We start from the raw sequence: 24,963 nt of genomic DNA on the forward strand, positions 1-24,963 counted from the left end.
CTGGACGGGCCTCATCGCGGGGCAAGCCCGCTCCTACAGTGTGTGGGAGTGGGCTTGACCCGCGATCGAGTGCGAAGCTGTGCAGGTCAAAACCCCAGGGTCGCTGACACCAGGTACGTTCGCGGCGTCGACAGGGTCAGCCCCGCCTCGCTGTCATCCGAAGCACCCGCCGAGGCCCAGTAGCGGTCGTCCAGCACGTTCTCGACGCTGGCGCGCAGGGTGATGTCCTTGTCGTCGACCTTGAAGGCATAGCGCGCACCCAGGTCGTAACGCTCCCAGCCGTCGATCTTCTTGCTGTTGGCCTGGTCCAGGTACTGCGAGCTTGAGTGGATACCACGGGCCGTCAGGGTGAAGCCGGAGAGGGCAGGCACGTCATACTCGGCGCCCAGGCTGACGTTGTATTGCGGTGTGGCCGGGGCGCGGTTGCCGTCGAAGCTGCCGCCGACGGTATCGGTCAGTTCGCTGTCGATGTACATCACCCCACCCAGCAGGCGAAAGCCCTTGAGCGGCTCGCCGAACACGTTGAGCTCGACGCCCTTGTTTTCGCGCTTGCCATTGGGCCCGAACACCCGGGTAGTGGCGTTGGTCTCGTAGGCCGGCTGCTTGATGCGAAAGGCGCTGGCGGTCAGGGCGAAGTTGCCCAGGTCGTACTTGGCGCCGACTTCCACCTGGCGGCTGATGAACGGCGCAAAGATCTGGTCTTCGTTGATCGAGGTCGACGGGGCGATCTTGCCCTGGCTCAGACCCTCCATGTAGTTGGCATACAGCGAGAGCTGGTCGGTGAGCTTGAACAGGATGCCGCCCGAGGGCGAGACCTTCTCCTCGTCATAGGCGGTGTCGCCCTTGATGCCATCGCTCCAGTCATCGACCTGGACCCGCTGCCAGCGCGCACCCAGGGTCAGCAGCAGGCGCTGGTCGAAAAAGCCCAGGGTGTCGGACAGCGCTACACCGCTGAAGCGGTTCTCGGTGTAAACCTTGGGGTCCGAACGCAGCAACGTGCCGGGCGTCGGGGTCGGGCGCGGGTTGTAGAGGTTGCTCGGGCCTGCGGCATAACGTCCGCCACCGTTTTCGAAGTCCATGTAGAAGTAGTTGGCGGCCAGGTTGACCTCGTGGCTCACCGGGCCGGTTGCGAACCAGTTGCGCAGGCCAGCGGTGGCGGTGCGCACGTTCTCGTCGCGGGTGAAGTCGCGCGGCTGGACGCTGAAGTCGCCGGCATCGTTGGAGACCGGTACGTTATGCCGGAGGAAATCGTGGTTGCTCTTGCGCGCGCCGACGGCGCCGTAGGCCATCAGCGAATCGTTGATATCGAACTCGGCGTTGAGCGTGCCGAAGGTATCGTTGGTGCGTGCCTTGCTCCAGGCCTGGGCGTAGTTGCGACGCACGTCGCCTGCGTCCGGCACCTTGGCATTGGCACCGACGATCACCCGCTCCTGGGGCGCATCGGTATCACGGGTGGTATGGCCGATATCGGTGGAGAGGCGCAACCGCTCACCGCGAAAGTCCAGGCCGAGTACGGCCATTTCGCGGTCGACGCTCTGGTGGTCCCATTTGGTGTCGCCGGCTTGCTTGACGCCGTTGAAGCGCAGGCCGAACTTGCCGTCCTCACCAAAGCGCCGACCGATGTCGACGGCGCCGCCGACCTGGTTGTCGGAGGCGTAGCTGCCGGTGAACTCGGTGATCGGCGTGTCGCTGGCGCGCTTGGGCACCACGTTGATACCGCCGCCGACGCTGCCTCGCGGCGAGATGCCGTTGATCAGTTGGCTGGGGCCTTTGATGATGTCGACGCGGTCGGCCATTTCCATGTCGATGGAATAGGTCGGCAGGATACCGTACAGGCCGTTGTAGGCCACATCGCTGTTGAACAGGCTGAAGCCGCGAATGGTGAACTGCTCGAAGCGTCCACCGGCGGGGTTGGTGGCGCGCACCGACGGGTCGCTGGCGATCAGGTCGCCGAGGGTCCGCGCCTGCTGGCCCTTGATCGCCTCGCTGGTGTAGGTGGTCATGCTGAAGGGCGTTTCCATGAAGTCCCGCGAGCCCAGCAGGCCTTGCGACCCTCGACGCGCGACCTGGCCACCGGCATAGCGCTGGCCATCGTCGTCGCCGCCGCTGTGGGCGCCGAGGATGCTGGTCGGGGCGATTTCCAAGGCGTCGCCACTTTGCGCAGCCGGCACCAGGGTATAGGCGCCCGCCGCCACCGGTTGCAGTTGCAGGCCAGAGCCCTGCAGCAGCCGGGCAAACCCTTCATCAACGCTGAAACTGCCGTTCAAACCAGCACTGCGCCGGCCATTGACCAGGGCCGGGTCCACCGACAGGCTGACCCCGGCCTGGGCGGCAAAACGGGTCAGCGCCGTGCCCAGGTCGCCAGCCGCAACCTGGTAGCTGCGGCTGGCGCTGTCGGCCAGCGCCGCGAGCGGGGCCAACGACGCAAGGCCCAGCATCAGGCACAGGGAAGGGGACGAAAACGAAGACGCCAGGCGCGTTCGGTGGCGTGTCAGTGCGGGCATTGTTGCGCTCTCTTTTGGGTTCACATGCCCTTGATGACAAGCGAGCGAACAAAAGGGGACAGAGGTTTTCGCAAATAATGCCACGCATGACTATGGCAGGTCTGCTCGCTGTTCAGGCCTCGGTGTACGGGGCGTAGTCCAGGTAGCCCTTGGCGCCGCCACCGTAGTAGGTGTCGCGGTCCGGGGTGGTCAACGGCCAACCGTTCTTCAGCCGGGCGACCAGGTCGGGGTTGGCGATGAACGGCTGGCCAAAGCCCGCCAGGTCGATCAAGCCGGCGTCCACCAGGTCCTGGGCACGCTCCAGGGTCATGTCACCGGCCAGGATCAGCGCGGTCTGGCCCAGTTGCGCCTTGCAGTGCGCCAGCAGCTCACGCAGTGCCTGTTCCTGGGCCACGGCGCCTTCGCTGGCAAGGAAGAAGTGGGTCTGGTCCATCACATGCACATAGGCGATGTCGCGTTCACCCATGCCGGCGCAGAGGGCCGAGTAGGTCTGGTCGATTTGTGGGTAGATCGGCATGTCGAACAGTTGACCGTAGGGCGAGATGCGGATGCCGACCTTGTCGGCGCCGATGCGGTTGACCACCGCATCGACCACTTCAAAGACGAAGCGCAGACGGTTTTCCAGGGTGTCGGCGGCGTAACGGTCGCTGCGGTCGTTGACCAGCGGATTAAGGAACTGCTCGATCAGATAACCGTTGGCGCCGTGGATTTCCACGCCGTCGAAGCCTGCGGCAATCGCATTGGCTGCGGCCTGGGCGAAGTCCGCAACCACCCGGCCGACTTCTTCGGTGCTCAACGGGCGCGGGGTCGAGGTCGGGACAAAGCCTGGCTCGCCGCTGTCGGTGTAGCCGAAGGCAATCGCGCCCTGGGCGACCTTGCTGGTGGCGCTGACCGGGGCCTGGCCATCGAGCTGGATCGAGGTGTGCGACACCCGGCCGACATGCCACAGCTGGGCGAAGATCTTGCCGCCGACGCTGTGCACCGAGTCGGTTACCAGCTTCCAGCCCTGGACCTGCTGTTCGTTGAAGATGCCCGGGTTGAACAGGTAACCCTGGCCTTCGCGGGAGATGGGCGTGCCTTCGGAGACGATCAAACCGGCGGTGCCGCGCTGGGTGTAATGCAGGGCAATCTGTTCGGTGGCGATGTCTTCAGGGGCGCGCGAGCGGGTCATCGGCGCCATGACGAAACGGTTGCTCAGCTGCAGTGGGCCGAGGTCATAGGGGGCAAACAGGTCATTCATAAGTGGGGCCTCTCAGTGGAATGGCGCCATCCTAGAATTTTGCGAAAATAGCCACAATCAAGGCTAAAGGCAAAACACTATTGCTGCAGCGGCAATATGAGCGCCTATACTGGGCGGATTTCCCGTTCAGGAGCTGGCCATGCACCTTAAAGCCCACCGCTTTTTCGCCATGGTGGCGGTGACCGGCAGCTTCTCGGCCACCGCCCGGCACTTTCAGGTGCCGGCCTCGTCGGTGTCGCGCTTTATCGCGGCACTTGAGCGCGAGGTCGGGCAGCAGTTGCTGTACCGCAACACCCGCGCGGTCAAGCTGACCGAGGCCGGCGAGCGTTATTACCTGCAGATTCGCGAAGTGCTGGAGCTGCTGGATGCCGCCGACGAATCGATCAGCGGCAAGGCCGGCGACATTCGCGGCCTGGTGCGAGTCAACGCGCCGGTGGCCTTCGCCCACCTGCACATCGTCCGGCTGCTCAATGGCTTGCATGAGCAGTACCCGGAACTGACCGTGGAACTGACGGCCACCGATGCCTATATCGACCCGGTGCAGGAGGGCGCCGACATCACCTTCCGTGTCGGCCATCTGCAGGATTCGGGGCTGATCGGGCGGCAGATCTGCACCCAGCGTTATGTGCTGTGCGCAAGCCCCGACTACCTCGACAAACATGGCCAGCCAACGTCCGCGCAGGACCTGCGCCAGCACTGTTGCCTGGTCTACAAGGGCACCGGCGGGGCGCAGCGCTGGCACTTGCGCCGCCCAGGTAGCGATATCGTCGAGGTGGTTGATGTGCACGGACCGCTGCGCAGCAACAATGCCCAGGTGCTGGTAGAGGCGGCCCTGGCCGGACGGGGCATCGTGTTCTTTCCGTCCTGGCTGTTCAGCAAGCAGAGCTTTACCAGCAAGGCCCTGGTGCAGTTGCTGCCGGACTGGCAAGGCGCGGTGGAGGCGACGCCCAGCCAGATCCACCTGTTGTCCCCGGAAAACCGCCTGCGTTCGCAGAAGGTGCGGCGGGTATGGGACTACTTTCTCGACGCCATCGGCACGCCGCCGTATTGGGATGATCTGGGCGCTTGACTCAACCCTTGGCGCGCCAGGTCACCGGCCAGTATTCCTCGTTGATGCTCTCGCAGTGCCACATCTGCCGGTAATCCTTGAGTTGCATGGCCGCCCCGTCGTATTGCCAGATCGAGCTTTCGCCGCAGTCCTTGCCGCTGTCGCGGCGCATTTTCAACTGGCCGCTGACCGGGTTGAAATCGATGTTCCCGTACAGGTCCAAGGTGAACGGTACCCCGGCAGGCGCGTTGAGCGCTAACGGGATCGCCTCATAGGGCTGGCTGCGTGAAACGCGATAGAAGATGTGCTGGCAGCCATCGTCGGCACAGTCATAGCGCAGGCGTACCAGGGCATGGTTCGGGTCCAGGGGGTAAACATCAGGCTGGACTTGCCAGCTTTCATTGGGGCCCTGGCTCAGCTCTTGCTGGCTACGCGCAATCGCGACATTGCCGATGACCTGTTGCTCGGCGTCGCTCAAGGCCGGCGCCAGGGTAAAGCGTGGCAGTTTGGGAATGGCCGGGGCGGGTGGCACGCGGCTGTCCGGCTGGTAGCCAGGGCGCACCAAGGCACTGGGGTGGCCGATGCGACCCTGCACCGAATCCATCAGCAACAGGGTGGCGCTCAAGCCCTGCAGCGATACCCGGCGTTCGCCAAAGTTGCTGTTGGAGCTCAGGGTGTCGCTGTTGCGCAGCTCGCGCAGCTTCTCAATGGCGGCGTCGCCCTCAAGGTAATAGTACTCACGCCCCTTCGAGCCGTATTTCCATTGTTCGGTGGGGCGGCCATCGAGGTGAAACTCGTAACGCAGGGCGACGTCGTCGTAGCTGATCACGCTGACCCGGGTGCTGCCCTTGGCGCCGGCTTCGCGCACGATGTACAGGCCCATCCCCGGGTTGTCGGTGCTGCCCGACACCGCGGTGCAGCGGCGGGTGTTGTCGCAGGCCACCCGCCAGTCCTGGAACACCCGGGTCAGGGGCACCGGTTCCGCGGTTGCGGCCTGGCTCAGGACGGGGGTTAGAGTAAGGGCCAGCCAGGTCCATCTTGCTGAAAACATCGTGGGTTGATCCTGCGGTGTCGATGAAGGGCGGCATGATCGCACCTTGGTGTTAGTCTGGCAGCTACTTTGCGGTGCGCCGGGTTGGCCTGGGCGTGACCCTCGCCGATAGCCCGGCGATGCGCTTGTACAAGGCCCATGGCTTCCTGCCAGTTGGCGCTCCGGAGCCACTGCGAGAGAGTTCCAGCCTGATGTCGCAGGGGATGCAGCGACAGCTGAGCGCCTAGTCCTCGAAGCGCCCCGACGGGTCGCGATCTTTTTCGTAGTGGTGGCTGAGCGGGAAGGGCGGTAGCCAGGATTCGCGGCGGATGGTCCAGCTTTCGTAGGTGGGCGTGAGCAGGTTTGGGTCATCCAGTGAGCCGAGGTTCAGTTCGATTTCATCGCCTGAGCGGGCGAACACCGACGAACCGCAACGGGGGCAAAAATAGCGCCCGGCGTAGTCACGGGTTTCGCCCTCGATGCTGACCGCGTCTTCGGGGAAAATCGCCGAGGCGTGGAACAGTGCGCCGTGGTGCTTGCGACAGTCCAGGCAGTGACACAGGCCGACCCGGTAGGGGCGTCCCGAGGCTGCAAAGCGCACGTTGGCGCACAGGCAACCGCCGGTGAAATGGTCCATGGTGGAGCTCCTCTTGTGTGTTCATGGCAGGGTGTGGGAGCGACGGTGCGACGCCTCGACTTGCCCCGCGATGCGATGTGGCTGAAAGCAGGTCATCGCGAGGCAAGCTCACTCCTCCAACGTCAGTACCCGGTCATTTCCAGGTAGCCCTTGCCGCTCACGCTTCCACTCAAACGCACTGGCCCTTCCCAGTACGCAAAACGCGTAGACATCCACGCTTTTGCCTCCAGGGCATCGACCTGTACATCCACGCCATGCTCCGGCACTTGCACACGCCAGCGGGTTGGCACCTTGCGGCCGTTGTCCTGCTTGCTCCAGGCCAGCTCCTGGAGCTGGATCTGTTCACCCTGCAATGCCTGGGCGCTACCCTCGGCGCTGATCCAGGTACCTGCGCGGTAGGGCGCGCCTTGGGCCTCGCGCACGCGAAACAGCATCAGTTTGGCGCCGCTGTCCAGGTGCAGGGAGAACCAGTCCCAACCCGACTGCCCGGCCGCCAGGGGCTGGCTGCTCCATTCGCGGTCGAGCCAGGCGTTGCCGGTAACCGCCACGCGCTGGCCGTTGCGTTCGACCTCGCCGCTGACCTGGTAGAACGGCTGGCTGTAATAGTACGACGCCTGGCCCTTGCCGGACTTTTCGCTGTAGCCCTGGGCGCCATGCAGCACCAGCGGGCCGCTGCTGACCAGGTTCAGGGTGTAGCCGAAGCCCTTGCCGTTGGCGGTCATTTGCAGGCGGCCGATGTCGTCGCTGCCTTGCAACGCCCAATCGTTGATCCAGGCGCGAAACGGCTGGGCTTTCACGCCCGCCTGGCCGATGCCGCCGCGCGCCAGGGTTTCGGCGGATTGATGGCCGCCGGGGCCGGTGAGCGCGGCATGGCCCATCCACAGGTTGGGGCTGTTCCAGCCGGTGGTTTCCGGGCCGGGGCGCAAGGCCGAACGGAACAAGGTCCACTGCGCGCCCCAGTCACGGCCTTGGCTGTCGGTAAGGTTGGCGGTGACGTACCACCACTCGATGCGAAAGCCGGTGTGGGCAGCGTGGTCGAGGGGGAACAGCAACGGATGATTGCGCGCCACCTGGCTGAAGGCCGCGGCGTCCTGACCCAGCCCGGCAAAGCTTTTGGGCGTTGGCGCAGGCTGGTCACAACCGCTCAGCAGCAACAGGCCGATCCACAGGCAGAGGTCAGGTTTCATCGGCAAATTGCCTCAACAGCTCGCTGGGCTGGCGCCGCGCCAGTTGCCACAACGGCCAGGCGCTGGCCAGCAGGCTGGTCAGCAGACCGAGCGCTGCCAGTTGCAGCAGTTGTACGGCAAACACATGCAGTGGCAGGCGCCAGCCGAAAGCCTGGACATTGACCACTGCCACCAGGCACCAGGCCAGCAACAGCCCCAAGGGGATTGCCAGCAGCACGGTCAGGCTGCTCAGCATCAGGGTTTGGCCCAGCGACAACCAGGCAAGCTGTGTGCGCCGAACGCCCAGGGCCCAGAGCGGCGCCAACTGGCCCAGGCGACTCTGGCTCAAGGTCAGCAGGCTGATCAACAGGGCGATGCCCGCGACGCCCAGGGTCAGGCTGTTGAGCGCCGTGGTGGCGGCAAAGGTACGGTTGAAAATCTCGGTAGACCAGCGCTTCAAGGTGGCTTGCTCGACCACGCGGCTGTCGTCCAGGGTGAAGTGCTGTTGCAGTTGCGCCTTGAGCGCGGCAATGCGCTCGGGTGCAAGGTTCAGGCTGATGTTGCTCAGCGTCGCCTGCGGCACGTGCTCGCGCAGCCAGCCGGCATTGACCAGCAGGTGGCCCTTGGGGTTGCCATAGTCGGCATAGATGCCGACGACGGTCAGGGTTTGATGGGCTACCTGCAGGGGATCGCCCAGGTGCAGGCGCAGGCGCCGGGCCAGTTGCTCGCTGAGCATGACTGCGTGACCACTGGCCAGTTGCGTCCAGGCCTGCGGGCTTTGTTCCAGCAATGGCCAGCGCGCGAGGTAGGCGGGGTGATCGATGATGCCCTGGACCTGCACGGGCCACTGCTGCACGCGTATTTCTGCACGCCAGCTGGGCAGCAGGGCAGTGATTGACGGTTGTCGGGCGAGCCATTCGCTGATCTGCAGGGCCTGCGTCGTACCTTGCGGTGTGAGGTAAAGGTCGGCAGAAAGGCGCTGATCGAGCCAGCCGCTGAAGGTCTTGCGAAAGCCCTCGGTCATGCTGCCCACGCCAACGCTGGCGGCCAATGCCAACAGCAGCGCCATCAGCGCCAGGCTCAGCGCCGGGAGCTGCTGGCGGCTGTCGGCGACAAACCACTGCGCCAGCGGCCCGCGACACAGCGGCGCCAACCAGGCCAGCGCGGCATCGAGCAGGGCAGGGAGCAGTAACGCTGCCGCCAACAGCAGCGTCGCCAGCAGGATAAAGGCGCTGGTCAAGCTGTTGCCCCATTGCCAGCAACCCAGCGCTACCAGCAGCAAGACTGCAGCGGCCAGTGCCTGGCGGCGCAACCAGGGCCCTTGGGCCATGCGCCAGGCGTGCGGCTGGGCCAGGGCCAGCAGCGGCAAGCGGGCGGCGCGCAGCACGCTGCTGGCACCGGCGAGCAAGGCGCCGAGCACGCTCACCACAATGCCTGCCAGCCACCACCAGGCCGGCAGGCTCAGTTGCCCGGCAACCTGGGCACCGTACAGGCCACGCAGGCTGGCGGCGACATCGGGCAGCAGCAGGGCGGCCAGCCCATAGCCGCTGGCAACCCCGGCCAGGCCGCCAAGTACGGCGAAAACACCCAGCTCCAGCGCCAAGCCAGTCAACAGGGTGGGCAAGCTGATGCCACAGGCGCGCAGGTTGCGAATCAGGCCGCGGCGCTGTTCGAGGGCCAGGCCAATGGCGGCGTGGGCGATGAACAGCCCGACGACGAAGGCCAGCAGGCCCAGCGCCGTGAGGTTGAGGTGAAAACTGTCGGTCAGGCGCTGAAGGTCGCCGTCGTCGCTGGGTGTTTGCAGGGTCAGGCGCTCGGCGATGTCTGCCGGCAGAGGCCTGGCCTGTTCGCTCAACAGCAATCGCGACAGTTGTCCGGGTGCTTGCAGCAACGCTTGCGCGTGGCCGATATCCACCACGATCACCCCCGGTGCCAACTGCGGCTGGACAACCAGCGGCGGCAATACCTGGCCGTCACTGCTGATCGCTTGCCCGTCGGCATCCAGCCGCAGTTGCCGCAGGGTATCGGGGCCGATCCAGGCTTGTCCGGGCGTGCCGATGAATGCCTGCAGGTCGAACCCCTGCAGAGGAGTACCGGCGACGGTCATTGCCGCTGGCAGGCTCAGCGGCTCGATACCGATCAGCCGTACTGTCAGCGGCTGCTCCCCGGCAAAGCGCAAGCGACCTTCCAGCACCGGCGACAGCTGCCAGCCGAGCGTGCGCAGTTGCAGGTACAGCGTTTGCGCGAAGCGCTCACCGCTGCGCGCCACCAGCTGCGCTTGCGCCGGCCCGGCCAGCACGGCGCTGGCGCGGGCGTAGTCGGCCCGGGCCTGGCTGTTGAGCGCCTGCACTCCGGTCCATAGCGCGGTGGCCAGCCACAAGCCGGTAAAGATGCTGAAAAACTGCAAGCGATGCCGCCGCCAGTGGCTCAGCAGCGCCTGCAGGGTAATCAGCAGCGGGCTCATCAGCGCGCCTCGACCTGCACACGCCCGGCGTGCAGGACGCAGCACTGCTCAAGGCGCGCCGCCAGGCGAGGGCTGTGGGTCACCATCAACAGGCTGCTGCCAGCCTCGGCGACCAGTTGCAGCATCAGCGACAGCACCTCATCGCTGCTGCGCTCGTCGAGGCTGCCGGTGGGCTCATCAGCCAGCACCAGCGCCGGGCGGGCGGCCAGCGCCCGGCCGATGGCGACCCGCTGCTGCTGGCCACCGGAGAGTTGCTCCGGGTAGCGCTGCAACAGGCTGGCCAGCCCCAGGCGAGTTGCCAGGTAGTCCAGCCACTGGCGGTCAAGCCGCGCCGCCAGCCTGGCCTGAAAGGCAAGGTTGGCCGCCACATCGAGGCTGCTGATCAGGTTGTACTGCTGGAACACCAGGCCGATGCCTTCCCGGCGCCAGCGCGCCAGGGCCGATTCCGAATGACTGTCGAGGGGCTGGCCATCAATGAGGATGCGCCCGCTGTCGGCGCGATCAAGGCCGGCGACCAGGTGCAGCAGGGTGCTTTTACCGCTGCCGGACTCACCCATCAACGCCAGGCTGCTGCCTTGGGCCAGGCGCAAGTCGACGCCTTGCAGCACCGGTAGCGGGCCTTGGGCGGTGCTGAAAGACTTGTGCAGTTGTTCGACGACCAGCATTGGGCGGGTATTCCTTGCAAGCGCGGACCTGGGTACAGGAATAGCAGTGTTGTCAGGCTTTGCACGAATATGGATCGCGGCGCAAGCCCGCCCCTACAGTACCGCGAGTGGCCATATGCAGGCGTTCTCGTGCACCATATAGCTGATTTTCAGGCGAGCGTTGAGCATGAAACATGAACTCTGGATGGAGCCGGACGACTGTCAAACCTTCTGCCAGGCTGGGCCTGGCGGTGACAGTGCGCGGGCGCTGTTGGGCCCTGAAGCAAGGCTGGTGTGGGTAGTCGATGCTGAGAGTCATTTCGATGCAATGAGCCAATACTATGCGTACATGGACTGGGGAGAGTACCGAAGCGACTTTCCGGCGTATGACAAGACCCCCTCCACCCCGCTTGGCTAGCGGCCGGTACGCGGGTGGGCGTATCGTCAGCTGTTTTTGGCGCCCGCCAGAAAGTACGCCACCAGTGCGTTGGCATGGCCATGGCCCAAGCCATGCTCGGCTTTGAGCCAGGCGACTATTTCCATATGTTTTTTGCCGCTGACGGTGCCGATCAGCTCCAGCCAGTGGCTGACGGGCTGGCCGTATTTCTTCTCGATGGAGGGGAAGTACGACGCTGGCCCTTTTACTTTTGTCTCTTCGCTCATGGCGTGTGGTTCCTTTTACGTGGGTGCAATGGTCTTCAGTCTCTAGGCTCGGCTACCAACAACAATGATTGCGGCAGCGGGCTTTGCGGATGCTGTGGCTCCTGCAGGGTGACCAGCCTGAACCCCGCCATGTCCAGGGCATTGACCCAGCTGGACAAGGTGCGCAGGTACCAGGGCATGGGTTGCCACTGGCCCTGGAAGCCGGCGAAGGTCTCTTGCCGCCAGCCGTCCTGATAATTGCCGGCAGCGGCCGTCCACGGGTGCAGGGTCTGGATCACCAGGGCGCCGTCGGGGGCGAGCAGGGCGTTCATGGCGGCGAGCAGGGGGATGATGTCCTGGTGCAGCAGGGCGAAGTTGGCGCAGATCAGCGGGTAGTCGCGGCCAACATCCACCTCGGCTTGTGCCAGTGCTGCATAACTGGCCAGGTGCACCTGCGCCGCGCCGGCTGCCCGCGCTGCCTCGACCAGGGTCGGGTCGCCATCGACACCGACGGCGTCGATGCCGCGTTCGGCCAACGCCCGTAACAACCAGCCCTCGCCACAGCCCAGGTCCAGCACGCGCTCGGGCTGGCGGCTGAGCACTGCCAGCAGTATGGCCTGGTCGGTGACCTTGAGGCGGCTTTCGATGGCGCCACCACGAACGGCGTCGATCCAGGCGTGGGCGTTGTGTTGCCAGCTGTGCAGAAGTTCGGTTTCGGGGCCAGGCATCGCGGTCTCCGGTTCAAGAGCAGGGGCGCTGGCAAGGTCAGCGCCCACAGGGCCATTCTAGGCAAACGACCCCGTGCGTACCTCTCCATCACGCACATAGCGGGCGATCAGCACGCCACTGGGCGTACTGCTCGAATCCGCCAGGGTAAAGGCCGATGCTTGCGCCTGGTCATCGAACAGCCGCTTGCCGCGCCCGAGGATGATCGGGTGGATCAACAAGCGCAGCTCATCCACCAACCCTGCGGCCAGCAATTGGCGTACCAGCTCGCCGCTGCCCTGGGTCAACAAGGTGTCACCGGGCTGCTGCTTGAGTGCACGGATTGCGTCGGCCAGCTCACCCAGCAGGGCATGGCTGTTGTGCCAGCCCAAGGTGTCGGGGTGATGGGTGGCGACATGTTTGGGGACGCGGTTGAACAGGTCGGCGATGAACGGGTCGGGTGAGTCGGTCTGGTGCGGCCAGTAGCCGGCAAAGATGTCGTAGGTGCGCCGCCCCAGGAGCAATTCGAACGGCTGCGAGAACAGCGTCTGCATGGCCTCGCCAAAGGCTTGATCGGCAAACGGCACGACCCAGCCGCCGTAGCGGAAACCGCCGCTGGTGTCTTCTTCCGGCCCGCCGGGGGCCTGGATGATGCCGTCGAGGCTGGTGAATGCGGCAACGATGAGCTTGCGCATGAGTGTCTCCTGGGGGGCTGATGGCGGGCTTGCCTGAGAGTAGTCGAACCGGCAGTGGCAAAATCGACAGTGCCTCGATCAAGTGTGTACTATCGCCCCCAGGCTAATGCTGCCCGCCGCTCGCGCCCACAAGGGAATGGTGAAAGCATGTAACACCCCCGAACCCTGTCGCTTTCTTGCAGTCGAGGTTTGGCAACGCGGGCACCACACGGCCTCGGCTTCAGGAGCAACGATGATTTCAATCGAGCAAGCCAAACAAATGGCCAAGCGCCTGCGCGTGTCGCTGCAAGCGCAAAACCCGCAGCTGACCCACTCTGGCGCGCTGGAACTGGTGGCGCAGCAGCTGGGCCACAAGGACTGGAACACCGCCGCTGCATTGTTGCCAGCAGGCACTCCGCCAGCGGCGATCCGCTTCGACAAGCCCGTCCCCATCCTGCGCAGTTTCGACGAAGCCAAGGCCCGCGAGTTCTACCTGGATTTTCTCGGTTTCAGCGTCGAGTTCGAGCACCGTTTCGAGGCTGACTTGCCGCTGTACCTGGGCATCAGCCGCGACGGCCTGCAATTGCATTTGTCTGAACATCACGGCGATGCCAGCCCGGGGGCGACGATCTTCGTGCCCATGCACAATATCGAGCAACTGCGCGACGAACTGCAGGCCAAGCGCTATGGCTACGGCCGGCCGGATATCGTCGAGCAGGGCTGGGGCAAGGTGCTGGAAGTCTACGACCCGTTTGGCAACCGGATTCGCTTCTGCCAGAGCTGAATCGCGGGTCAAGTCGAATCGTCGTAGCGCCGCTCCCACAGTGATCGCAAGGCACCCCTCAACGCAGGCGCTGGGTCATCCACTGCCGGTACTGGCGGGCGCGCAGGGCGTTGCCCAACTCACCCGGGCCGGTCTTTAATGTCAACAGGCTTTTTCAGGGGGGCGGGCGAGGTGCCAGGATAGCGCCCTGGCACCGTCGGTTCAGCTGCGTATAAAGGCCAGCAGATCGGCGTTGATGATATCGGCATGGGTGGTGGGCATGCCGTGGGGGAAGCCCTTGTAGGTTTTCAGGGTACTGTTGCTGAGCAGCTTGGCCGACAGCAGGCCTGAGTTCTCGTACGGCACGATCTGGTCGTCGTCGCCGTGCATCACCAGCACTGGCAGGCTGAGGCGTTTCAAGTCCTCGGTAAAGTCGGTCTGCGAAAAGGCGACGATGCCGTCATAGTGGGCCTTGGCGCTGCCCATCATGCCCTGGCGCCACCAGTTGAGGATCACCCCTTGCGACGGCGTCGCCCCGGGGCGGTTGTAGCCGTAGAACGGCCCGGCGGGGATGTCGTGGTAGAACTGCGCGCGGTTGGCCGCCAACTGCGCTTGCAGGTCGTCGAACACTGATTTGGGCAGGCCGCCGGGATTGCTGGCGGTTTGTACCATCAAGGGTGGCACCGCACCGAGGATCGCCGCTTTACTGGCGCGATCCTGGCCGTGGCGGGCCAGGTAATGCACCACTTCGCCGCCGCCGGTGGAGTGCCCGACATGCACCGCGCCGCGTACCCCCAGGTGGTCGACCACTGCCGCGACGTCATCGGCGTAGTGGTCCATGTCGTGGCCATCCCAGACCTGGCTGGAGCGCCCGTGACCGCGGCGATCATGGGCGATGACCCGATACCCCTGAGCCAGGAAGAACAGCATCTGCGCATCCCAGTCGTCGCCGCTGAGCGGCCAGCCGTGGTGAAAGAAAATCACCTGGGCGTCGCGAGGGCCCCAGTCCTTGTAGAAGATTTCAACGCCATCTTTAGTCGTGACGAATGCCATGTTCGTTGCTCCTCTGTGATGTGTTTGCTGCGTCCTAGGGTTAAAGTGAGGTTTAAGGTCAATGCCCTGTTGAAGGCGAGGTATGAGAATAGGAGAACTGGCGAAACGCAGCGGCCTGAGTGCCTCGCGAATTCGCTTTTACGAAGCCAGCGGCCTGATCAGATCGGTGGCGCGCAAGGCCAACGGCTACCGCGATTACGCCCAGGAGGCGCTATGGACCCTGCAAATCATCACCAGTGCCCAGGGTGCCGGCTTCAGCCTGGAGGAGATTCGCCAACTGCTGCCGGCCAACGCCGACGGCTGGCAGCATGACGCGCTGCTCGCCGGGCTCAAGTGCAAGGTCGCCGAGATCGAACTGCTGCAAGCGCAACTGGCGCAGAACCGCGCGCAACTGCTGATGGCCATCGACAGCATCGAAAACCGCCCCGAAGACCGCGCCTGCACCGAAAACGCGCGGATGCTGATGGAACGGCTGTTGGAGCAGGGGTGAGCGGAGCAGGCTTGATCTTGACGTTGACGTTGACGTTAACCTTGGACCCGCCACGGCGGCCCGCTCAGCCAACTGTCGGTGCTGTTGACGGTTGGCTGAAGGTCAGGAGCCATGCCGACGACCGCTTCGTGTTCTCAGGGTTGATGTATTACCTGTGGGAGACCCGCTCCCACAGGACTTGCGCCGTTCTCAAGGGCGCTGGCTTGTCAGCGATGTCTCCGGTCCATACACGGCCGCATCATTGCGCTGATTGCTGTGCCTTTGGGCTGAAGCCGGCATTGCTGGGCAAGCCTTCGACAAACGCCGCAATCTGCCGGCTACCGCGCAAATGCACCACCGGCACTTGCGGCCCGATGGCCTCGCGTACCCCCTCGATCCCCGGGCGATAATCGCGATCGAATGTCCACACAAACTTCAAGAAGGTCAGGAACGCCCGGTCCAGTTTCTCGCTGCAGCCGTCGGGCAGGTCAGGGCGAGGGCGGTTCATCACGCTGCGCTTGATCACCCGCATAAAGCAGGTCAGGCGCGGTGTATCCAGCCAGATGACCAGGTCAGCGCGTGGCAGGCGCAGGTCAAAGGTGCGCCGGGCATAGTTGCCTTCGCACACCCAGGTGTCCTGCGCCACCGCCTCGCGCACCCGTGCGCGGTACTGCTCGGCGTCGGGCTCGACCCAGCCGGGCTCCCAGAACAGCCTGTCCAGGTGTACCACCGGCAGGCCCAGGCGTTTACCGAGGAGGCGGGCGAGGGTGGACTTACCGCTACCGGCGTTGCCCAAAATGACGATCCGTTGCACGAGGGACTACCTTGTCAAAAAAAGCCGGCTATTGTGCGGGTTTTGCAGGGGCAGTTAAAGAAGGATTGGCGGGGAATCTGGAACACGCTTGAGGCCCGGGCGGTTCAAGGTACCGCCGAAAACACCGAACCGGTGATGCGTTCGCTCAACAGCTCCAGCGCTCGCAGCCCCGCCAGTGAGTTACCCGAGGCGTTCAGTGCTGGTGACCACACACAGATGCTGTAGCGCCCCGGCACAATCGCGACAATACCGCCGCCGACTCCGCTTTTGCCGGGCAGGCCCACACGGTAGGCAAAGTTGCCGGCCTCGTCATACAGCCCGCTGGTGGCCATGATCGCATTCACTTGTTGCGCCTGGCGTGGGTTGAGCACTTGTTCGCCGCTATGTGGGCAGTAACCGCTGTTGGCCAAGAACGCGAAGCCCCGGGCAACGTCTATGCAGTTCATGGACAAGGCGCAATGGTGGAAGTAACTGCGTAGCACTGCATCAACATCGTTATGGAAATTGCCGAACGCTTGCATCAGGTAGGCCATGGCGGCATTGCGTGCGCGGTGCTGGTATTCGGAGTCCGCGACCACAAGGTCGCTGGTAACGCGCGGGTTGCCTGCCAGGCGGCGGACAAAATCACGCATCGAGAGCGCTGGGGTGGCGTAACGGGACTGGTTGATATCGCAGATCACCAGTGCGCCGGCATTGATAAACGGGTTACGCGGCTTGCCTTTTTCCACCTCAAGCTGCACCAGCGAATTGAACGCTTGCCCGGAAGGCTCGTAACCCAGCCGCGACCAGAGATCTTCGCCGCTGTGGTTGATCGCCTGCACTAGGCTGAATACCTTGGAAATGCTCTGGATCGAGAAGGGCGTGTGCGCATCCCCCGCGCAGTGCAATTGACCGTCCAAACCATGCACGGCGATGCCCAGTTGGTTGGGCTCTACCTTGGCCAGGGCGGGTATGTATTGCGCCACTTGGCCCTGGCTGAGCAGGGGGCGAACTTGGTCGAGGATCTCTAGCAGTAATGCTTGCATCAGGTGTTGCCTATGGTGCGTTGGTGTCGGATCCCCCCTGGCCAGAGAGGTGTCACTGCCCATCAGGCTGAATGCCATATTTGGGGAAGTTCTGACAGACGATCTTCCCCGGCAGCGGGGCACTTTTACTCGAAAACAACTTGCCCCTACGCACACCCTTGCAACCTCGTAACCTTGCTCAACCACGTCACGCCTGGTTATGAAACGGCCGGCCAACCGACCGTTCCTTGCACGGCAATGTCCCATCTGGCAAGGTTGCCGGCAAAACGCCCACCGATTGACTCGCGGTGCCTCACATCAAAGGGAATTTGACCTGTCGCTGCAATCATCCGTTCGACGTGATCTGTTGATCCTGTGGCTATCCATTGCCGCAGTTGCTCTTGTGCTGGGGTGGCTGCTGTTGATACTCAGCCGCCAAGGCGCCGGCCCCCAGATTGCGCATGCGCGCCAACTCACCTCGACCAGTTGCCAGGCGCTGCAAGCGGGGGCGGCCCGCGTTCGCCAGCAGCTCCCGCCTGCAGACGATCAGCCCTATCCCATGACCCCGGCCGCGGCACAGGCGGTGCTTGATTTGGCACTGCGCGATCAGCCGGGCATGGAGGGCGGCTTCTGGCGAGCGGATGTGGGGGTGGTGGCCTACGCGTTCCCAACCTACGACGGCACGGGAATCAAGCGCGATCCGCCGAGTGCCGAGTTGGAGCGCATTGCCTCCACGGCCCAGCGTGCGCAGGATTGCGCAGGCCTGGTGGCGGACGTGCGACCGGGTTTACGCGAAGCCGTGGCGTTCGCCGCCTGCCCTGTGGCAACCGATGACCGCCGCCTGATCGCCTGGACCCTGCTGCGCGTGCCGCTGTTGGCCGCAGGCACGGTCAACACCCTGATCCTCGCGGTGAGCCTGCTGCTGGCGCTGGTGGTGGTCTGCGGCGCATGGCTGGGCTGGATGCTTGCGCGTTGGCAGCGCCAGTCGGCCCACCTGCGAGAGCAGCTGGCCCAGTCCGAACGTCTGGCGACCTTGGGGCGCGTTTGCGCCGGGCTCGCGCATGAGATTCGCAACCCGTTGGGCACGATGCGCATGAAGGCGGAAAACGCGATGGCTGCGCCGGCCGACCGGCGCGAAGCCCGTGTGGTTGGTGCCCTGGAGGCGGTGCTGTCGCAAACGGCACGCCTGGAGGCACTGGTGTCGAGCCTCTTGGCATTGACGCAACCGTTGCGCGCCGAGCGCCAGGCGGTTGACCTGCGGGGGTGGCTGAAGACGCAGCGCAATGCCCATGCTGAAGCGGCGCAAAAGCATGGCGTACGAATCACACTGGCGGTTGAACCGCAGCTGTCCGATATCGCGATGGGGTTGGCGCTGTTCGACCCGACACAAATGGCACGGGTCTTTGACAACCTGCTGCTCAACGCGATGGCGCACACGGGAGAGTGCGGTGAAATCGAACTCGGTGCGCATCGCACGCGCCGTGGTGCATTGCTGTTGTGGGTGGCGGACGATGGTTGCGGTATTCCGGCTGACATGCGCGATACGTTGTTCGAGCCTTTCGCCACTACCCGAGAAGGCGGTACCGGCCTGGGGCTGGCGCTGGTGCGTGAGATCGTGCAGGGACACGGCGGGCGGGTCGGTCTCGCCGAGTCGGCCAAGGGCACGCGCATAGAGATGGAGCTACCGTGGCCCGAATCCTGATTGTCGACGATGACGCTGCGTTCCGTGACAGCCTTGCAGAAGTGCTGCAGGACCTGGACCATACGGTGCTGCAGGCTCAAACCACCGATGCGGGCCTGCACAGGCTGCGCACCGAGGCCGTGGATGCGGCCATCGTCGACCTGCGGCTGCCGGGAGAGGATGGTCTGGTGTTCCTGCGCCGTGCGGCGCGCCTCTCGCAGGTGCCTTGCATCATGCTCACCGCCTATGCAAGTGGTGGCAATACCATCGAGGCGATGAGCCTGGGCGCGTTCGACCATCTGACCAAGCCCGTGACCAGGGTCGCCCTGGTCGAAACGCTCGAGCGGGCCTTGCGCCAAGCAGCCCCCAGCCCAGACCGGCCGCAGGCGGCTGGGGCATCGCCTGGTGCAAGAGAACCTGTGGATGGCCGCGAACTGGTCAGCGGCAGCGAGGCCATGCGCCAGGTCTTCAAGCGTATCGGGCTGGCTGCGAACTCCGATGCCACCGCCTTGATCCTTGGCGAGACGGGCACGGGCAAGGAGCTGGTGGCGCGCGCCTTGCATCGCAACAGCGCTAGAGCCACCGGCCCCTTCGTCGCAGTGAACTGCGCTGCGATCCCGGCTGAACTGATGGAAAGCGAGCTGTTCGGTCATGTCAAAGGCGCGTTCACCGGTGCCGTCAACGAACGCACCGGGCGCTTTCGCGAGGCTGATGGCGGCACCCTGTTCCTTGACGAGATCGGCGACATGCCGCTGCCCACACAGGCGAAGATCCTGCGGGTGCTGCAGGAGCGCGAGATCACCCCCGTGGGCGCCAACCGCGTCCAGCCGGTGGACGTGCGCATCGTCGTGGCCACGCACCGGGACCTGCCCGCCGCAGTCAAGGAGGGGCGCTTCCGGGAAGACCTGTGGTACCGCCTGCAGGTGGTGCCGCTGTGGCTGCCGCCGCTACGTGAGCGGCTGGGCGACGTGCTGCTGCTGGCCGAACACTTTCTACGCCTGCTGGGAGGCGACTCGCCCAAGCGCTTGAGTGCAGCGGCAGCTCGGCTGCTGCTGGCCCACCCTTGGCCCGGCAACGTGCGCGAACTGCGCAACGCCATGGAACGCGCAGCCATCCTCAGCCACGGCGCGGTCATCGATGTCGAGCACATCGGCTTGCAGACAGCGGCGGCGCCTACCCCGGGCCTGGACATCGACTGGGAGGGACCTATGGCACAAGCCGTTGCCCACCTGGAGCGCGAGATGATTGTGCGTGCCCTGACTGCGACGGCCGGTAACCGCGCGGAGGCGGCGCGGCGTCTGGGTCTGTCTCGCCAACAGCTCTACCGCAAGCTGGCCGAGTTTGAGCTGGACTGACCCCTGCGCAGGCCAGCCGGTGTCCGATTCTGTGACGCCCGGGCGTCACGGGATCGGACGGTACATGGCTCGTTATTGACATAAGTAATTGATTTTGTTGTAAATATTGTTAGGCATGGTGTTTGCGTTACAGGTTGGGTGTTGTTTCCCAAGCCAAGGAGCTTCTCCAATGTCTACGCATTTCATCGCCACGTCTGCTGCGCTGGTATTCGGCCTGTGCAACCTCAGCGCACAGGCCATGCCGCCCGACCCAGCCGCTCATCTGCCTGCGACACCGCATCAAGGCATGGCCGCCGCTGGCCTGATGGGCCAGTACGTGGTGGAAGGCCAGGTCCAGCGGATGCTCATCAATCCCTACGGTGAGGTCGACGGCCTGCGCCTGAGCGAGGGAACCATTGTCAAGTTCGCGCCGCACATGGCCGATGCGCTCACTGCGGCGGTCCAGGTGGGGGACGCCGTGCGCATCATCGGACGGGCGCAAGCGCGGGGCACGGTCAAGGCCGACGCCATCGTCCACACCGACAGCGGGCGCACCGTGTACGAGCAGCCGCCGCCGGTCGGCGAAGGCCGAGTCCTGCCAGCCCACCTGCGCGCCCAGCGCCTGCAGCCCCAGCAGGTGGAAGGCCAGGTGGAGGCCGTGCTCACCGGTCCGCGGGGCGAGGCCAACGGCGTCATCCTGAGCGATGGCAGCATGGTTCGTTTCCCGCCAGAAAGCCTGCGCCTGTCGGTGCAGACGGGGGCGCCGTTCGCGGCATCCGGGCTGGGCACGCGCAATGTGTTTGGCACCGCGTTGGAAGCCGTCAGCATGGGCACCTCGCTGTCCACCCTGGAGCCGCTCTACGACCGTGCGCAGTAAGGATGTGACGATGGCAACGCCTTGCATAACCCCGACGCACGCCAGCTCGCGGAGCTGGCTGTCCGGCCTGAACTTCTTCCTGGCCGACGTCCGTGACGGCCTGGGGCCCTTTCTCGGTGTGCTTCTGGCCAGTCAAGGCTGGCGAGCCGATGACATCGGCTACGTGATGGCCATCGGCGGCGTCGCAGGCATGCTGGCGACCACGCCGATGGGAGCCTGGATCGACGCTTCGCGCTACAAGCGACTTCTACTGGCAAGTGCCACCGTCATGCTCATGCTCGCCACGGCGGCGCTATGGACGGTACCGTCGTTCGGCGTCGTGGTCGCCTCTCAGCTGGTGACCGGTGCCGTGGGGGCGTTGATGGGCGCCGGCATCATGGGTATTACCTTGGGCATCGTGGATCAGAGGGACCTGTCTCGGCAGCTTGGCATCAACGAGGCCTGGAACCATGCCGGCAACGTGGTCGCGGCTGCATTGGCCGGACTGGCAGGCTACCGCTGGGGGCTGTCAGCCGTATTCGTATTGATGGCCCTGATGGCGTGCGCGGCGCTTGCTTGTTTGTGCAAGATCCATCCGCAGGACATCAATCATGAGCGGGCCCGTGGTGCAGACCTCACTTGCAACCAGCCTGCGCAAGGTGGCAGTCCTTCGCCTTCCATGTTGCGGATTTTGACGGACTCGCGCGAGCTGGGCCTGCTCGCGATCACGATGCTGCTGTTCCACCTGGGCAATGCCGCGATGCTGCCCTTGTTTGCGCAGTCGATCGTCACGCGCGGGCTGGCGGACCCCAGCGTCTTCACGGCATCGACCGTCATCGTGGCGCAGCTAGTGATGGTTCCTGTGGCGCTTTGGGCTGGATGGTATGCCTCTCGGCACGGGTATCGGGTACTGATCATTACCGCCCTGTTGGCTTTACCCTTGCGAGGGCTGATCGCCGGTTTCTGGGCGTCCCCGTGGGCACTGATTCCGGTACAGGCCCTTGACGGAATCGGGGCGGGTCTGCTGGGTGTCGCCTTGCCTGGGCTTGTCGCGTGCATCCTGCGCGGCACTGGACACGTCAATGCAGGGCTTGGTGCCGTGATGGCGATCCAAGGGATAGGCGCGGCCATGAGTCACGCACTCGCCGGTTGGATCGCGCATCGTTTCGGCTATAGCGCAGCCTTCGTCGCGCTGGGCACCGTGGCCGCAATCGGACTACTCACCTATCACTTTGGCATCGTCTCCCAACCTGCTCGCCGACTGGGCCAAGGTGCCGGCGCGGATCGCTAGATACCGGCCTGCCGCTGCCCATCCCTCAAAAAAACTGCACCCACCCCTCACTTTTTTGAATTACCACCCCCCACCGCAACCCCGGCAGAATCCCCTCAACGCAACACTCAAAAATTCCATCTCCACGGACGGAGCCTATTAGGTATTGCCCCTCGCAATACTCAGCCCAGCCATTTTGGCCGGGTTTTTTTACTGCCCAGGTGCCCGATCTACCCATGTCTACCCGCAGTCTGAACAACGGGTTCAGCCGGCTGCTGCCGGCCCCTCTGAACATCCCCCCGAAAGAATGGCTGCGCGCAGGCGTCGGCGCGCTGCTCGGTCTGTTTCTCGCAGGTTTCGCCTGTAGCCTGGCCTTTGGCCCGACGGTGGCGCTGCACCTGCTCGGGCCGTTGGCGGCCTCGGCGGTGCTGCTGTTTGCCGTGCACTCCGGGGCGCTGGCGCAGCCCTGGCCGTTTATTGGCAGCTATGCCAGCGCGACAGCAGTGGGGCTGGTACTGCATCACTGCTTTGGCTCGGCCTTGTGGGTCGCGGCCCTGGCCCTGGGCGTGGCGATCCTGGTGATGTGCCTGCTGCGTTGCCTGCACCCGCCGGGCGGCGGCGTGGCGGTGAGCGTGGTGCTGGCGGACTCGTCACTGGCGGCGATGGGCGACCAGGTGTTCGAGCCGATCATGCTCAATGCCCTGGTGCTGGTGGCCGTGGCGGTGATCTACAACCGCCTGACCGGCGTGCGCTACCCGAAGACCGCCGCACCGCGCAAAGACCTGCACCACACCGCCGACGTGCTGCCGGGGGAGCGGGTCGGGGTCAGCGGCGAGGACCTCGACCAGGCGCTGGAAGAGCTCGGCGAGTTCGTCGACGTCACCCGCGACGAGCTCGAACGCATCATCATGGCCACCGAGCAACACGCACTCAAACGCAGCCTGGGTGGCATTACCGCCGCCTCGGTGATGTCGCGCGATGTGCAGCTGGCAACCCCGCAGACCACCTTGCAACAGGCCTGGCAGTTGTTGTCGAACCACCATTTGCACACCTTGCCGGTGCTCGATGATGCGCGGCGCCTGGTAGGGATTGTCAGCCTGACCGACCTGGTCGGCCCGGCCATGGCCCAAGGGCGTTTCAGCTGGCGCGCAGTGCTCGGGCGCAGGCCCAAGGTGCTGCTGGAACAGATCATGAGCCGCCCGGTAATCACCGTGCGCAGCGACGAGCCGGCGGTGGCGCTGATTCCGTTGCTCAGCGAGCAGGGGCTGCATTGCTTGCCGGTGATGGACGGCGAGGTGCTGGTGGGGGTGATTACCCAGACTGATCTGATTGCCGGGCTCAAGCGGCAGTTGTTGAGTGAGGTTGGGTTGGTCGGCCGATACGATGAATGACCACTAAGTAGCAAGTCTCACAGGGGCGATATGGTCAACCAAAACCAGACTACTTTTTCGCCGTCGATGGTCGGCATAGGGGCCTCGTATTCGAAAAAGCGCTTGCTGCCAGTTTTGTACTCACATACCCATGTTCCAGGATATGGACACAGTGACCCACTGAGTACACGAAGCCCGAAGCCAAGCCAGCGCCAGCGCACAATCTGATCTGCATGACGCGGTAGCAGATCATTCACGCGCAGTTCGCATGACACGCACGGGTCGCTCTCAAGTTCCCAGCGCCCTGCGCGAGGAGCCGGCTCATGGCTTTTGGCGTAACGAGCCGGTTCCGGCGGGGTCTGGTCAGGGTCGCGCTGCCAGATCACAAAGCCGTCATCCGACTCATTGCTCAAGTGGGGCAGGATGTCCCCCTGTTTAAACACTCGGCGGCTGTCCGCCTGGCCAATCATGCGCCAAACGCCGGCTTGGAGGCATGGCATACCGGCGACGGCGCATGCCGGTGCAGGTGGCAGGGCGCACGTCTTCGTCGGCAGCGCGCCAACGCGCATGAAGGGTGTGGGCCAGTCGCTGTCGGCATCAAATCGGCCCATCCAGCGACGGCCGTCCGCGTCGGTGAAGCGCTCGTTGGGATCGCCGTCCCATTGACCAAATCCCAATAACCCCAAGTCGTCGTAGCGAATGGGCTTTAACAATTTGTTCAACAGCATTGGCAACTCAGGCACGCCATACTCCGCGGGATAGAGCTCCGGTTGTTCGCCCAGTTCGATCCATAGGCCGCTTTGCAATTCGGTGATATTGATGCGCGGATGCGCCAGGGCGTTGTGCACTTGCTCACGCGTCAGGTCAAGTTTCTCGCGCCAGGGGTCGGCGAGCAAAAAGGCCCACGTAGGCGGGCGAATACCGTTGAGTAACTCGTTGTCCATCCCGTACGGGTAGTCGATATCCAAGCCGTAGAACGCAGGTGTCAAGGCACGCTCCCAGGTTGTGACGGCGGCACGTGTGCCGAACTCCAGCGGGTTGGCCATGGCGAAACCGCTATAGACCTGGTCTGCTTTGAGCCGGTCAATGGTCTTGAGCACAAATTTCCGCCACGCCTCGCGGTTGTCCAGCCACCATTGCCAGCGGTAGTAAAAGACTATGGATGAATAAGCGGTTTTCCAGTCGGCCGCTTTGAACTTGCTGCGCCAAAAGTAGCCGGCCGTCGTCGGTGAAGAGGCATGGTTTTCTTCATCGGTGAACTCGAAGACAAAGTATTCGTATGGCTCAGTTTTTCTGGCCAGTGTTCGAAGGTCAGGGCGGTGCAATGCATCATAGCGACGAGGGCGTGCAGCGGCGCCGTGCATGAAGATGCTATAGGGGTACCCGGCCAGCTGTTCAAACTCCTCGTGAATATCAACTAACAGTGCTGAAACTTCTTTGTTTTCTTCTTCTTTTGGCAAGAAATAGAAGGTGATGAATGGTGTAACACTATAGGTGGCTTCTGTGTTGCCAGATTCCGAGTTTGGCCATTCTTTCAGTAATTTGACAAACAAGTCCCGCTCTTCGGAGGTGAATAATTGGTGAGTAGTGCTCAT

General features: G+C 64.1%; 22 protein-coding genes. 8 read left to right on the forward strand and 14 right to left on the reverse strand.

The features are described 5' to 3' along the window. Positions 1-86 precede the first annotated feature (86 nt). Complete coding sequence (locus F8N82_RS07875; RefSeq protein ID WP_224793781.1) at positions 87-2,438, reverse strand: TonB-dependent receptor; 2,352 nt, start codon at positions 2,436-2,438, stop codon at positions 87-89. A 178-nt stretch (positions 2,439-2,616) separates the two neighbouring features. Continuing rightward, positions 2,617-3,744, reverse strand: coding sequence for an alkene reductase (locus F8N82_RS07880; protein ID WP_038994702.1), 1,128 nt, complete (start codon positions 3,742-3,744; stop codon positions 2,617-2,619). A 139-nt stretch (positions 3,745-3,883) separates the two neighbouring features. Here F8N82_RS07880 and F8N82_RS07885 point away from each other — a divergent pair, with 139 nt between their 5' ends. Further along, a complete protein-coding gene (locus tag F8N82_RS07885) occupies positions 3,884-4,813 on the forward strand; it encodes a LysR family transcriptional regulator (protein ID WP_038994703.1) in 930 nt (309 codons plus the stop codon). 1 nt (position 4,814) lies between these two features. On the opposite strand, the gene F8N82_RS07890 is transcribed toward F8N82_RS07885, so the two are convergent. The 8 genes from F8N82_RS07890 to F8N82_RS07925 form a co-directional block, all read right to left on the reverse strand. Continuing rightward, positions 4,815-5,843: a DUF1176 domain-containing protein gene (locus F8N82_RS07890; protein WP_052251427.1), complete on the reverse strand. Its 1,029-nt coding sequence runs from the start codon at positions 5,841-5,843 to the stop codon at positions 4,815-4,817. Between the two features lie 223 nt (positions 5,844-6,066). Continuing rightward, a complete protein-coding gene (locus tag F8N82_RS07895; RefSeq protein WP_038994705.1) occupies positions 6,067-6,459 on the reverse strand; it encodes a GFA family protein in 393 nt (130 codons plus the stop codon). A 122-nt stretch (positions 6,460-6,581) separates the two neighbouring features. Next, on the reverse strand, positions 6,582-7,646 hold the full coding sequence (locus F8N82_RS07900; RefSeq protein ID WP_038994706.1) for a lipocalin-like domain-containing protein: 1,065 nt from the start codon (positions 7,644-7,646) through the stop codon (positions 6,582-6,584). Continuing rightward, on the reverse strand, positions 7,636-10,089 hold the full coding sequence (locus F8N82_RS07905) for an ABC transporter permease (RefSeq protein ID WP_038994707.1): 2,454 nt from the start codon (positions 10,087-10,089) through the stop codon (positions 7,636-7,638). Before F8N82_RS07905 ends, F8N82_RS07900 begins: the two co-directional genes overlap by 11 nt. Continuing rightward, positions 10,089-10,754, reverse strand: a complete 666-nt coding sequence (locus tag F8N82_RS07910) for an ABC transporter ATP-binding protein (RefSeq protein WP_038994708.1) — start codon at positions 10,752-10,754, stop codon at positions 10,089-10,091. Before F8N82_RS07910 ends, F8N82_RS07905 begins: the two co-directional genes overlap by 1 nt. 423 nt (positions 10,755-11,177) lie before the next feature. Further along, entirely contained in the window at positions 11,178-11,396 is a 219-nt protein-coding gene (locus F8N82_RS07915) for a DUF4287 domain-containing protein (protein WP_038994710.1), read from the reverse strand. A gap of 35 nt (positions 11,397-11,431) precedes the next feature. Continuing rightward, the gene (locus tag F8N82_RS07920; protein ID WP_038994711.1) at positions 11,432-12,103 is read right to left on the reverse strand and encodes a class I SAM-dependent methyltransferase; all 672 of its coding nucleotides are present in this window, start codon (positions 12,101-12,103) and stop codon (positions 11,432-11,434) included. A gap of 57 nt (positions 12,104-12,160) precedes the next feature. Continuing rightward, positions 12,161-12,775: a dihydrofolate reductase family protein gene (locus F8N82_RS07925; RefSeq protein ID WP_038994712.1), complete on the reverse strand. Its 615-nt coding sequence runs from the start codon at positions 12,773-12,775 to the stop codon at positions 12,161-12,163. Between the two features lie 232 nt (positions 12,776-13,007). On the opposite strand from F8N82_RS07925, the gene F8N82_RS07930 reads away from it, so the two are divergent. Further along, positions 13,008-13,538: a glyoxalase superfamily protein gene (locus tag F8N82_RS07930; protein WP_038994713.1), complete on the forward strand. Its 531-nt coding sequence runs from the start codon at positions 13,008-13,010 to the stop codon at positions 13,536-13,538. Positions 13,539-13,739: 201 nt separating this feature from the next. Here the strand turns inward: F8N82_RS07930 and F8N82_RS07935 are convergent, their stop codons facing one another. Next, positions 13,740-14,570, reverse strand: a complete 831-nt coding sequence (locus tag F8N82_RS07935) for an alpha/beta fold hydrolase (protein ID WP_038994714.1) — start codon at positions 14,568-14,570, stop codon at positions 13,740-13,742. An 82-nt stretch (positions 14,571-14,652) separates the two neighbouring features. Between F8N82_RS07935 and F8N82_RS07940 the strand changes: the two genes are divergently transcribed. Beyond that, positions 14,653-15,060, forward strand: coding sequence for a MerR family transcriptional regulator (locus F8N82_RS07940; RefSeq protein WP_038994715.1), 408 nt, complete (start codon positions 14,653-14,655; stop codon positions 15,058-15,060). 238 nt (positions 15,061-15,298) lie between these two features. Here F8N82_RS07940 and F8N82_RS07945 read toward each other — a convergent pair whose 3' ends face one another. After that, on the reverse strand, positions 15,299-15,853 hold the full coding sequence (locus tag F8N82_RS07945) for an AAA family ATPase (RefSeq protein WP_038994716.1): 555 nt from the start codon (positions 15,851-15,853) through the stop codon (positions 15,299-15,301). A 104-nt stretch (positions 15,854-15,957) separates the two neighbouring features. Continuing rightward, positions 15,958-16,878: a glutaminase B gene (gene glsB / locus F8N82_RS07950; protein WP_038994717.1), complete on the reverse strand. Its 921-nt coding sequence runs from the start codon at positions 16,876-16,878 to the stop codon at positions 15,958-15,960. A gap of 277 nt (positions 16,879-17,155) precedes the next feature. On the opposite strand from glsB, the gene F8N82_RS07955 reads away from it, so the two are divergent. From F8N82_RS07955 to F8N82_RS07975, 5 genes are all read left to right on the forward strand, one after another. Next, positions 17,156-18,559, forward strand: coding sequence for an ATP-binding protein (locus F8N82_RS07955; RefSeq protein WP_224793879.1), 1,404 nt, complete (start codon positions 17,156-17,158; stop codon positions 18,557-18,559). Then, the gene (locus F8N82_RS07960) at positions 18,544-19,893 is read left to right on the forward strand and encodes a sigma-54-dependent transcriptional regulator (protein WP_038994719.1); all 1,350 of its coding nucleotides are present in this window, start codon (positions 18,544-18,546) and stop codon (positions 19,891-19,893) included. Before F8N82_RS07955 ends, F8N82_RS07960 begins: the two co-directional genes overlap by 16 nt. A gap of 169 nt (positions 19,894-20,062) precedes the next feature. Then, the gene (locus tag F8N82_RS07965; RefSeq protein WP_038994721.1) at positions 20,063-20,749 is read left to right on the forward strand and encodes a hypothetical protein; all 687 of its coding nucleotides are present in this window, start codon (positions 20,063-20,065) and stop codon (positions 20,747-20,749) included. A 10-nt stretch (positions 20,750-20,759) separates the two neighbouring features. Continuing rightward, positions 20,760-22,019 (forward strand): MFS transporter, encoded by a 1,260-nt coding sequence (locus tag F8N82_RS07970; RefSeq protein WP_038994722.1) that lies wholly within the window; start codon positions 20,760-20,762, stop codon positions 22,017-22,019. Between the two features lie 215 nt (positions 22,020-22,234). Beyond that, positions 22,235-23,389 (forward strand): HPP family protein, encoded by a 1,155-nt coding sequence (locus F8N82_RS07975; protein WP_038994723.1) that lies wholly within the window; start codon positions 22,235-22,237, stop codon positions 23,387-23,389. A 17-nt stretch (positions 23,390-23,406) separates the two neighbouring features. Here F8N82_RS07975 and F8N82_RS07980 read toward each other — a convergent pair whose 3' ends face one another. Next, positions 23,407-24,963 carry a type VI immunity family protein gene (locus F8N82_RS07980; protein WP_038994724.1) on the reverse strand — a complete coding sequence of 519 codons (1,557 nt, stop codon included), beginning with the start codon at positions 24,961-24,963 and terminating at the stop codon, positions 23,407-23,409.

It is taken from the genome of Pseudomonas fluorescens (assembly GCF_902497775.2).
Taxonomy (GTDB): Bacteria; Pseudomonadota; Gammaproteobacteria; order Pseudomonadales; family Pseudomonadaceae; genus Aquipseudomonas; species Aquipseudomonas putida_F.